Consider the following 10,823-nt stretch of genomic DNA (forward strand, 5'->3'; position numbering starts at 1 on the left):
GGACCGTATCGAGTGGGCCGTACCGAGTGGGCCCGCACGGCACGGCCGAGCCCGTCCCGCCCTCGGTGTCAGTCCTGGCCGGGGAGCCGGGGGCGGCTCCTGGCACTGCGCCATGCCCTGGGGCTGCACCCGAACTGCTCGTGGAACCAGCGCGAGAAACCGCTCAGCGACGAGAAGCCCAGCAGGTCGGAGATCTCCGTGAGTGAGCGCCGTGGGTTCGCGACGAACTGCTCCGCGAGGTGCCGGCGGGTGGTGCCCAGGAGCGAGGAGAACGTCTCGCCCGAGGAGGCCAGGTGCCGGTGGACGGTCCGACGGTCCACGCCCAGGCTGCGGGCGACCTGCTCGATCGAGCAGCGCCCCGTCGGCAGCAGGACCTCGATCAGCTCGCGCACCCGGTCCGCGGTGGTGGTGTCCCGGGGCACGGTGATCGCCTCGAAGTACTGGTGGGCGTACTCGCGCAGGAGCGGATCCGCCATCGCGTTGGGCGCGTCGAGATCGCCCGCGTAGAAGACGATGCCGTCGAACTCGCGGTCGAACTCCACGATGGGGCCGAAGGCGCGCCGGTGCGTCGAGACGTCCGCCGGTGCAGGGTGCCTGAACCAGACGGACAGCGGCTGCCACCGGGTGTGCAGGAAGTCGCGCAGGATTCGGTGGTAGGCGGCGATGGCCAGCTCCGTGGCCTGCCGGGTGTCCAACGCTTCGCCGAGACGCAGGTCGACCTTCAGCGTGGCCAGCCCGTCCCCCTCGGACAGCCGGGTGTCCAGGACCTCGTTGTACATGTGCTGGTGGCGGATCAACAGCCCCAGGGCGCTCCGCACATCGGGTTCCTCACGGACGACCAGACTGATGGGGCCGAGGTTGGAGAAGCGCCGCAACTCCGCCATGAGCAGTCCGAAGTCCTCGTGACCCGTGGCGGCTGCCGACAGTTCCAGCACCTGGACCGCGGCGGAACCGGAGATCCACCGGTCCTGGACGGCGAGGGCGGCGGTGTCCAGGCCCACGCGCTTCATCAGCGGCTGAGGGTCGGTCCCGAGCGATCGGCACAGCTCGACGTAGCCGCTGAGGGCTGCGGTGCGGACCAGGGGCCTCATGTGCACACTCCAAGACTGTCCCGAAAAGAAAAGTCTCATGTCACGCCAGGACAAGCACGGTGATGAGTGGGCAACCTAGCATGGCGCCGTTCACCGGCCCGGTCCGCACGTGGCGACCGCCCTGGGCCGGCGAACGCGCGAGGGCACGGAGGCGGACATGAACGGTGTGACGTGCGCGTCGAGCCGCCGCCCGCGCCCCGCTCGGGCCCGTCGCCGCACCGGGGCGGAACACCCCCACGATCACGCACGCGCGAGCTGACTCCGAGGACCGAGACCGGCCCGGGCTCAGGCGCCGTCGCAGGCCGAGACGACCCCAAGGAGACTGCCGACATGACCAACCTTGCCACGTTCCTCGTGGACTCCGCCGCGGCCCAGGGCGATCGCATCGCCGTCCGCCATGACGCCAGTACGCTCACCTACGCCCAGTTGGACGACGCGAGCGCCAGGGTCGCCGCCCTCCTGCGCGACCGCGGCGTCCAGCCCGGCGACCGCGTCGCGCTGACCATGCCCAACGTGCCGCTGTTCCCGGTCGTCCACTACGGCATCCTGCGGGCCGGCGGCGTGGTCGTGCCGATGAATCCGCTCCTCAAAGCCCGTGAGGTGGCCTTCACCCTGCGCGACTGCGGCGCGCGGATCGCGCTGGTGTTCCCTGTGTTCGCGGACGAGGTCGTGAAGGCCGCTGCCGAGACCGGAACCGAATGCCTGGTGACCGAGCCTGCGGACTTCGACGACTTGTTGCGGGCCCACGAACCGGCGCCCGGCGTCGTCGACCGTACCGATGACGACCCGGCCCTGATCCTCTACACCTCGGGCACGACCGGGACGCCGAAGGGGGCCGAACTGTCCCACCGGAACCTGGCCACCAACGCCACCACCGCGGCCGAGACGCTGCTTCGGGTCGGACCTGACGACGTGCTCTTCGGCGGCCTGCCCCTCTTCCACGCCTTCGGCCAGACCTGCGCGCTGAACACGGCCGTTGCCGCCGGCGCCACACTGACCCTGTTGCCGCGGTTCGAGCCGCAGCGCGCCCTGGAGATCATGGCCCGCGACGGGGTCACCGTGTTCCTCGGCGTGCCGACGATGTACTCGGCGCTGCTCCATGCCGAGCTCCCCGAAGGCTTCAGCGCCCACGGGCTGCGCCTGGCCGTCTCGGGCGGCGCCTCGCTTCCGGTAGAGGTGCTGCACGGCTTCGAGCGGCGCTTCGGTGTCACCGTCCTCGAAGGATACGGACTCTCCGAGACCTCACCGGTCGCCGCCTTCAACCACCCGGACCGCCCGCGCAAGGCGGGCTCGATCGGACAGCCCGTCCGCGGAGTCGAGATGAAGCTCGTCGCCGAGGGCGGCGGCGCGGTGTCCTCGGGAGAGGTCGGCGAGATCGCGATCCGCGGCGAGAACCTCATGACGGGCTACTGGAACCGCCCCGAGGCCACGGCTGAGGCGGTCCACGACGGATGGTTCCACAGCGGTGATCTGGCGCGTGTCGACGAGGAAGGCTTCTACTTCATCGTCGACCGCAAGAAGGACCTGATCATCCGCGGTGGCTACAACGTGTACCCGCGTGAGGTCGAGGAGGTGCTGTACGCGCACCCGTCCGTCGCCGAAGCCGCCGTCGTCGGCGTGCCGCACTCGTTCCACGGGGAGGAGATCGCAGCGGTGATCGTGCTCCGGCCCGGTGCCGAGGCCACGGCCGAGGAGATCCGGGCGTACGCCAGGGACCGGGTGGCGGCGTACAAGTACCCCCGGATCGTCACCTTCACGGCCGAGCTCCCCAAAGGCCCCACCGGCAAGATCCTCAAGCGCGAGATCGTGGTCACCGGTCGGTGAAACCTCCGGATGGGCTCATTCGGCGATGTCGACGCCATAGCTGCGTGCGACCGCAGCGAGGTCGTGGTCGTAGCCCTGGCCGACGGCTCGGAAGCGCCAGAGTGGGCCCCGTCGGCATACCTCGGCGAGGACCAATGTGCGTTCGGTCGTAGCGGCGTCCAGGGTGGCCTGGGCCAGGCGAGTGGTGTCGGCGCCCGGCGCCAAGGTGATCTGGACAGGTCCGATGTCGCCGAATGCCGTGCCGCCGTCGATGGCGGCGACCACGACCACCTTGCGGGCCGCGGGCGGCATGGAAGCGAGATCGATGACGATCGTCTGCTCCGTGGGTCCGTCGCTCAGGAGCCGCACAGCACCATCGGGGCTCTCCGGGGCTCCGCCGAGGGCCACGACCCGGGCCCTGGCGTCCGCCGCGTCCTGGTGCAGGCCGCCCAGCACCAGAACCCGCCGCCCGGCCAGCCGTCCGTGCGAGGCAGACCCTTCACGACGGGGAGCCGGGAGGTCCGGAGCGACCGTGGCCGGTGGGGGAGCGGGGCTGTCCACCAGCTCGGCGACCGGGGCCCCGGCATCGGGCGAGGTTCCTGGACGTACGTCGCCCAACAGCTTGAGGAAGGTCTGCTCGTCGAGCAGAGGTATGCCTTCGGCGAGCGCTCGTCGTGCCTTGGCGGACGTGGACACCGGGTCGTTGGTCACGAGGACGCTCGTGTACCGGCTGACTGAGCCCATCACGTTCAGCCCGGCAGTGACCGCCCGCTCGACCAGTTCGGCCCGCGCGGTATCGGTGTTCCCGGTGATGGCGATCTTCATGCCCTGCCTGAGTGCGCCACCGGGAGCCAGCCGGCCGGGATTCCGGAACGCGCATGGTGCCTTGGGCGGCTTCGGAGTGAACCGCGGGTCCTGCCGTGGCGGACAGGACACCAGTGGCAGAGGCAGATCGAGCCGGGCAGCCTCCCGCAGAGAGGCTCGTAGGATCCAGGCCAGAACGTGGGTGTCGTCCAGTGCGTCATGCGCCTTCCTCTGAACCACGCCGTAGTGGGCTGCGAGCGTGCCCAGCCGAAGGTCGGCCGTGGGAGGGTCCACCCGCCTGTTCAGCGCCAGAGTGCACAGGCGCTGTGACACGGGCAGATGGGACTGGGCCCGGGCGAACTCGTGTGCCAGGAAGTCGTAGTCGAACTGAGCGATGTGGGCTTCCCATCCTGCTTGTGCGGGCGGCCGGAGGGCGTCTGCCTGCGTTGACCGGATGCACCGGACGGCCAGTCCCAGGTTTCCGGGAACGACGGCGGGGCGGGCGGGCCGAGTCAGCGACGGTCGGCGTGTCATCCCAATGGGGCGATGTGCGGCACGGCGGATCAGGCAAGACTCACGCGAAGCCCCATTTCGCCCCGGAGGTTCCATGTCGAAGAGCGACGCGCCTCGCATCGACGTTCCGCGTGAGGCCCCGGCGCGGGCGTCGCTCGTTCTCGCGTCCCTGATCATCGTTGCCGCGGTGGCCAACCTGAACCTGTCGGTGGCCAACGTGGCGCTGCCCGCGATCGGGAAGGCCTTCGACTCCTCCCAGACTTCGCTGAACCTGGTCGCCGTGGGGTACTCCCTCGGCCTGGCCGCATCGGTGCTCTATCTGGGTGCGGTCGGCGACCGTCACGGGCGCAAGCTGCTGCTGCTCCTCGGCACCGCCCTGTCCGTCCCCGCATGTCTGCTCGCCGCGTACGCGCCGAACGACACCGTGCTCGTGCTGGCCCGGATCCTCGGCGGGCTCTCGGCCGGCATGGCCTACCCGACCACCCTGGCGCTGATCACCGCGCTGTGGTCGGGGCCGGGGCGCACGAAGGCGATCGCGCTGTGGTCGGCCCTGGGCGGTGGCATCTCCATGCTCGGGCCGGTGATCGCGGGCGCGCTGCTCGAACGCTTCTACTGGGGGTCGGTGTTCCTGGTCACCCTGCCCCTCGCCGTGGTCGCGCTGGTCATGGCCCTGCTGTTCGTCCCCGCGCACGCCAACGAGTCGGCCGAACCGGTGGACAACCTCGGCGGCGTCCTGTCCGTCCTCCTGATCGCGGGACTGGTGCTGGCGATCAATCTCGCCGCCGTCCCCGACGAGGGGGCACTGGTCGTCGGCCTCGTCGTGATCGCCCTGGCTGCCGGAGCAGCGTTCTTCTGGCGTCAGCTCCGGGCTCCCAACCCGTTGTACGACCTCCACATCGCAGGCCGGCGCACGTTCTGGGTCGCCGCATGCGCGGGAATCATCGTGTACGGCTCCATGATGGGGTCGGCGTTCATCAGCCAGCAGTACCTGCAGAACGTGCTCGAGTACAACCCCGTCGAAGCCGGCGCCGCCATCCTCCCCCTCGTCGTGATGATGGTCCTCGTGGCACCGCGGTCCGCGAAGCTGGTCGAGACACGCGGAGCCCGCACGACCCTGCTGATCGGTTACACGTTCCTCTTCCTCGCCTTCGCCTGGATGCTGGTGTTCTGGGGCGAGGACAGCAGCTACTGGCAGATCGGCTTCGCCTACGTGCTCATCGGCATCGGAGCCGGTTTCGCCGGGACGCCCGCATCCCACTCGCTGACCGGATCGGTGCCCGTGCGACGGGCCGGCATGGCCTCGGGCACCGCCGACCTGCAACGGGACCTCGGCGGGGCCATCATGCAGTCCATCATGGGCGTGCTCCTCACCGCCGGCTACGCCTCGGCCTTCAGCGCGGCGATCGCCGCTTCCCCCGAGAGCAAGGACGTGTCGGACCAGGTCCAGAGCGAGCTGACGAAGTCGTTCGCCTCCGCCGGGCAGGTCGCCCAGCAGCACCCCCAGTACGCCGACCAGATCGTCGCGGCAGCACGCCAGTCGTTCCTCCACGGCGACGACTGGGCGTACACCGTCGGCCTGGCCGCGATCGCCGTGGGTGCGTTGTTGATCTTCTGCATGTTCCCGCACCGGGACGCCGAGCGGGATCTCCTACGGCGCTACTACAGCGAGGACTCCGCCTCCGCCGCCACCGAGAGGCCGAGCGGACCGGGAGCCTGAGCGGTCGGCCGGTCGGCATGCCGGCCGGTCGCCGACCGTGTCGTGCGCGGCCTTGCCCATGGCCGTCGACAGCAGATCTGAGGACGGGATTGACGCGGGCGAGGATGCGGGCGTGGCCTGCTTGACCAGCCGGTCCGCCACCTGGAGAGCCGGGATGCAGCACCGCAGCACCGCAGCACCGCCCGACTGTGTTGACCGGTCCCGCTCATCCACACGTGGCAGACGGTCCTGACACCCAGGAGCGGCTGATCCCATGGTCCTCGACCTGATGGTGATCGATACGGCCGTCACCTCGGGGCCTGTGCACAACAGCGCCTTCATCCTGCTTCTCTCCTCACGGCGCGGCGTCCGCCAGGGCCTGGCGTTCCTGCTGTCGTGGCCGGCCAACCTGATCGCGGTCGTCGCCTGCGTGATGCTGCTGACCGGCGGACAGCCCCCGGCCCGTCACAGCGCGCCCTCAACCGCCGCGATCGCTGCGAAACTCGCGATCGGCGTGGCTCTGGTGCTGTACGGCGCCCACCGGCACCGCCGACCGCCCCGCCCGCACGGCGCACCGCGCTGGACCGCCCGGATCGACAACGCCTCCCCGGCCACCGCGGCCGGCCTGGCATGGCTGCTGCAACCCTGGGCACCGGTCGGCGCCGGCGCCGCGACCGCCATCGACGCGAACCTCTCCGCCCCCACCGACTGGCTCGCACTGACCGGCTACGGCCTGCTGGCCACGCTAAGCCTGATCGTCATGGAGATGTACGCGCTCCGGGCACCCGCGTCCGCGGACGCCCGGCTGAACGCCCTGCGGAGCTGGCTGGAGCAGCACCAGGAGCAGCTGATCGTCAGGCTCTCCCTGCTCGCCGGCCTGTGGCTGACGGCCCGAAGCGCCTACGAGCTGGTCGCCTGACACGGACGGCCCCCGAGTCACGAGCCGATCTTCTTGCTGAACTTCGGCGTGCGGAGACGGCGAGGACCGCGGTGTTCAGGTTCGGGCCGACCGCGTAGCGCAGCAGGCACTTCGCGTCCGTGAGCAGGTCCCCCTCCGCTCCTCGCGCCATCCCCGAGCGGACGCGCAGTGCCTTCGGTCCGGCCTTGGTCCGGATGGATTCGAGCTTCCAGTCCGGCGGCGGAGGCGGGAGCCGGCGGGCCGCCTCGGCGGCCGGTTCCACGTCCAGCCCCCTACTGGGTTTTCCCGTCGGGTAGGGGGCTTTTCGTGCTTGGTCAAGGAACGTCTTCCTGTGGCATGACGGGGGATGCCGCCGTCATGCCTACTTGAGACAGGGGAACGGCGACTCATTCCGCCGAACGCAGCCCTTCCAGGAGAGCACGATGTCGTAAGACGTTCACGCCCGGTCCAAGCGGCGCACCGCGCGCCTCGCGATGGCTCTCACCCCTGGGCGACACCTACGAGCCTGCAATCTCCGCGGGCGGTATCGGCGGGAACCCTGGCGAGAACTACGACCCCGCCAACCCCTGGCGCAAGCCCCATGGCGGCCCCTACGGGCCCAATACGTGCGAGCACTGTGCGTCATGCCGGCCGAGCGGAACGCGGTACAGAACCAGCAGGGCAGACCCACGGCGGGAATGCGCAGGCCCCGGTCCGGGGCGGATGTCCCGGACCGGGGCCCTGTCGCGCGCACGTCACGCCGGAGGAACCAGGTGCACTCCTGCGCCGTCCCGTCAAGTCACGAGTTCCTGGGGCATGACGGCGACCGTCGCGCTCGCGCCTACTTGAGGCACGGATCCGGCGGCCCCTCCGCCGGACACAGACGTTTCAAGGAGCACTCATGGCCTACGACCTCCTCACCCCGGCCGTCCGCACCAGGCGGCGGATCGCCCGCTGGGCGATGGCCCTCACCTCGGCCGCTGTCGTCTCCGGAGCCGTCGCGCTGCCGGCCTCCGCAGCGGTCACGTCCCCGGCCCCGGCCTCGGCAGTGAACCTCGTCGCCGACGGCAACGGCAGCCTGATCCACCCCTTTGAGGAATGGGAGGACGGTGGCGGCTCCGCCATCGACGACACGTACTGCCGCAGCAACGGCGGCTGCAACGTCGGCGCGGACACCGACCACGAGCCGGGCGGCGGCATCTTCGACCCACCCCGCGGCGGATCCGGCACGGAACCCGGCGGCCGCGGCGGCCACCCCGCCCCCGAGGGTGACGACGCCGGCAACCTCATCGGGTGGTCGGAGTGCTCCCTCCTCGACGCCACCGGCTGCCCGCCGAACGTCCAGACCTAGGCAGTCCCTTTTGGATCTCGCCGGGCGGCGCGGGCCCGGCGAGATCCGAAAGAGACTGCCTAGGCGCCCCATTCCCCCCGGCCCACGGAGAGCTCACCGAAACATCCCTCGAGCCAAGGGACGTTGGCCTGCTCACCCTGCCCGATGGCGCTGCCCCCGGCCGCCGGTCTTCGACCGGTTGATCGCCGCGTCGGCCTGACTCCGAGCCTCTGCAGCACGAGCAGCATCGGGCCGACGGCGCGCGGCGCGGTCCTACGACGGGGCGGGAGCAGTGGGATGCAGTTCGCCGGCCTCCGGCTCGTGCGGTGGTTCACTGAGCTGGTCGCGCAGGTAGTTCCAGACGACGGCGATGAGTGCGGCCGCCGGTACGGCCAGCAGGCTGCCCACGACGCCGGCCAGGCTGCCGCCCAGCGTGACGGCCAGCAGGACCACCGCCGCGTGCAGACCGAGACTGCGGCTCTGGATCATGGGCTGGAACACGTTCCCTTCGAGCTGCTGCACCGCGACGATGATCGCCAGCACGATCAGCGCGTCCGTCAGGCCGTTCGACACCAGCGCGATGAGCACCGCCACCAGGCCGGCGAACAGGGCACCCACGATTGGTACGAACGCGGAGACGAAGGTCAGAACTGCCAGTGGCAGTACCAGGGGTACGCCCACGATCCACAGGCCCAGGCCGATGAACACGGCGTCGAGGAGGCCGACGAAGGCCTGGGACCGGACGAACGAGCCCAGGGTCTGCCAGCCGCGCGCACACACGACTGGGATGTCGGTGGCGAGCCGGCCGGGGAGTTGGCGGGTGAGCCACGGCAGGAAGCGGGGGCCGTCCTTGAGGAAGAAGAACATCAGGAAGAGCGCCAGGACGGCGGTGACCAGGCCGTTGAAGATGGTACTCACCCCAGTGACGACGGTGGAGACCGCGCTGCCGACACTGTTCTGGAGGCGGTCCATCGCGGCGTCGGAGGCGCCGGTGATCTGGTCGTCGCCGATGTTCAGCGGCGGCCCGGCCGCCCACTCGCGCAGCCGCTGAATGCCCTCGGACACACCGTCGACCAGTTCGCCCGACTGGGAGGCCACGGGCACGGCGATCAGCGCCACGATGCCCGCGGCTACCAGGAGGGACAGCACGGTCACCACGGAGGCGGCAAGAGCGGGCCGCCACCCGCGCCGACGCAGGAATGCGGCCAGGGGCCAGGTCAGGGTGGTCAGGAACAGAGCGACTATGAGCGGCCAGACGACCGACCACATCCGGCTCAGAACCCACAGGGCCGCCGCCGCCATGACCAGGACCACCAGCAACTCGGCGGAGACCCGCGCCGACGTACGGAGTGCGGCAGCGGCCTTTGTGGAGCTCAGAATGACAGACATGGCGTCACCCTATTCACACTCCGTTCGCACCGGGGCAGGGCTCGACCTTGTAAATATCCGAGGCCCGCGCCGCGCTCGCCGAGGGTGTCTTTGACCGTGGCGGCAACCCTGGCGGGCTCGGGCGGGCTCGGGCGGGCGTATGCCGAACCGGTGCAATGCCTTGTTCCGGTCACCCGAATCGAGGTCCTGGGGGACGCTCAACCCCTCAGTCAGTGGCCGTAGTACCGCTTCGCGTCTGGCGCGTCTGCCCGACGAGGCCCAGGTCCGCGAGTAGGTGCTGTCCTTCGATCAATGGTCAAGGGGGGGTCGGGTGGTGCCGTAGGGTGGGGTTACCGACGCGGGGTGGAGCAGCTCGGTAGCTCGCTGGGCTCATAACCCAGAGGTCGCAGGTTCAAATCCTGTCCCCGCTACTGCACGGAAGGGCCCGGATCCTGATGGATCCGGGCCCTTCTGCCATACCCCGGCATGCCGGAAATCGCTGTCTGGGCGCACACCGGGCAGTGCGTCCGTCCATCGCCAGGTGCGCAGGAGTCCGGCGATGCGGGCGGTGGTGGTGCGGGGGACGTACAGCTCGCGGGCGAGGGAGGTCCGCGGGGATGCCGCCGGCCGTCAGGTGCACGACCGCCGTTGTGCAGGCGACCGTGAGGATGGAGTGTTGCAGCCAGCGGCTTTGCCTGGCCGTGGAGGGTCGCCTCCACCAGGCGGCCCGCCAAGGCCCTCCCAGGGGTCTGCTGCGAGCCGGAGAGGTCTTGACGCTTAAGATCCCGGGGTGGAAATCGAACTGTCTGACGCGCTGGACGAACTGGTTGAGCTCCAGGAAGCATCCGACGAAGCACACGCCGAGTTGATGCGCTTTCAGGAGGAACTCGGCGACTCGGCCCAGTGGACCGACGAACAGCACGTGACCTGGCGGGACGCGTGGGAAGACGCGCGCGAGCCCTGGTGGCTGCTGGACACGGCCCTGGAGCACTACGCGGAGACGATCGGTCTGGAGCGCGAAGAGCTGGAGGCCATGGTGCAGAAGGCTGCAGGCCGCGCCCCGCTGCCGGACGGGCAGCAGTAGGCAGGAACGATGGTCCGACAGGCACAGCACCTGGCTGATGCGCGCGCCTGACCCGATCCGGTCCACCGGTTCCACAGAAGGCGGGGCGCGGCGACCGGCGGGGTTGGACCGGGGGCGGCGCGCGGCCGCTCCCTGAAGTGCCGGCCCGTCACTGTCCGTACGTCCGAGCGGTGGTGCACAAGTGGTTCGAGGAAACGGCAGAAGCGCCTGTTACAGAGCCCTGAACCCATTCGGCG

7 protein-coding genes, 1 tRNA gene and 1 pseudogene are annotated in these 10,823 nt (G+C 70.2%); 6 read left to right on the forward strand and 3 right to left on the reverse strand.

Annotation, left to right across the window (positions count from 1 at the left end; all coding sequences use genetic code 11):
- Positions 1-68: 68 nt before the first annotated feature.
- Positions 69-1,091, reverse strand: a complete 1,023-nt coding sequence (locus ACWGE1_RS05460; RefSeq protein ID WP_453419230.1) for an AraC family transcriptional regulator ligand-binding domain-containing protein — start codon at positions 1,089-1,091, stop codon at positions 69-71.
- Positions 1,092-1,421: 330 nt separating this feature from the next.
- Here ACWGE1_RS05460 and ACWGE1_RS05465 point away from each other — a divergent pair, with 330 nt between their 5' ends.
- A complete protein-coding gene (locus ACWGE1_RS05465; protein WP_453419231.1) occupies positions 1,422-2,915 on the forward strand; it encodes a long-chain-fatty-acid--CoA ligase in 1,494 nt (497 codons plus the stop codon).
- Positions 2,916-2,930: 15 nt separating this feature from the next.
- Here the strand turns inward: ACWGE1_RS05465 and ACWGE1_RS05470 are convergent.
- Positions 2,931-4,100 (reverse strand): annotated as a pseudogene (locus tag ACWGE1_RS05470) (TerD family protein); the annotation flags it as partial.
- A gap of 205 nt (positions 4,101-4,305) precedes the next feature.
- Between ACWGE1_RS05470 and ACWGE1_RS05475 the strand changes: the two are divergent.
- From ACWGE1_RS05475 to ACWGE1_RS05485, 3 genes are all read left to right on the forward strand, one after another.
- Entirely contained in the window at positions 4,306-5,928 is a 1,623-nt protein-coding gene (locus ACWGE1_RS05475; protein ID WP_453419232.1) for an MFS transporter, read from the forward strand.
- A 253-nt stretch (positions 5,929-6,181) separates the two neighbouring features.
- The gene (locus ACWGE1_RS05480; RefSeq protein ID WP_453419233.1) at positions 6,182-6,826 is read left to right on the forward strand and encodes a GAP family protein; all 645 of its coding nucleotides are present in this window, start codon (positions 6,182-6,184) and stop codon (positions 6,824-6,826) included.
- Positions 6,827-7,706: 880 nt separating this feature from the next.
- The gene (locus ACWGE1_RS05485) at positions 7,707-8,156 is read left to right on the forward strand and encodes a hypothetical protein (RefSeq protein WP_453419234.1); all 450 of its coding nucleotides are present in this window, start codon (positions 7,707-7,709) and stop codon (positions 8,154-8,156) included.
- Positions 8,157-8,408: 252 nt separating this feature from the next.
- On the opposite strand, the gene ACWGE1_RS05490 is transcribed toward ACWGE1_RS05485, so the two are convergent.
- Positions 8,409-9,524 (reverse strand): AI-2E family transporter, encoded by a 1,116-nt coding sequence (locus tag ACWGE1_RS05490; protein WP_453419235.1) that lies wholly within the window; start codon positions 9,522-9,524, stop codon positions 8,409-8,411.
- Between the two features lie 336 nt (positions 9,525-9,860).
- Between ACWGE1_RS05490 and ACWGE1_RS05495 the strand changes: the two genes are divergently transcribed.
- Together ACWGE1_RS05495 and ACWGE1_RS05500 are read left to right on the forward strand one after the other, a co-directional pair.
- Positions 9,861-9,934 (forward strand) — tRNA-Met (locus ACWGE1_RS05495).
- 359 nt (positions 9,935-10,293) lie between these two features.
- The gene (locus ACWGE1_RS05500) at positions 10,294-10,587 is read left to right on the forward strand and encodes a hypothetical protein (protein ID WP_453419236.1); all 294 of its coding nucleotides are present in this window, start codon (positions 10,294-10,296) and stop codon (positions 10,585-10,587) included.
- The last annotated feature ends 236 nt before the right edge of the window (positions 10,588-10,823 follow it).

The sequence above is a fragment of the Streptomyces sp. NPDC054932 genome (assembly GCF_053610205.1).

Bases quoted from the DNA above. Each gene is read 5' to 3' on its own strand.
- ACWGE1_RS05460 (WP_453419230.1), bottom strand. From the start codon at position 1,091: ATGAGGCCCCTGGTCCGCACCGCAGCCCTCAGCGGCTACGTCGAGCTG.
- ACWGE1_RS05465 (WP_453419231.1), top strand. From the start codon at position 1,422: ATGACCAACCTTGCCACGTTCCTCGTGGACTCCGCCGCGGCCCAGGGC.
- ACWGE1_RS05475 (WP_453419232.1), top strand. From the start codon at position 4,306: ATGTCGAAGAGCGACGCGCCTCGCATCGACGTTCCGCGTGAGGCCCCG.
- ACWGE1_RS05480 (WP_453419233.1), top strand. From the start codon at position 6,182: ATGGTCCTCGACCTGATGGTGATCGATACGGCCGTCACCTCGGGGCCT.
- ACWGE1_RS05485 (WP_453419234.1), top strand. From the start codon at position 7,707: ATGGCCTACGACCTCCTCACCCCGGCCGTCCGCACCAGGCGGCGGATC.
- ACWGE1_RS05490 (WP_453419235.1), bottom strand. From the start codon at position 9,524: ATGTCTGTCATTCTGAGCTCCACAAAGGCCGCTGCCGCACTCCGTACG.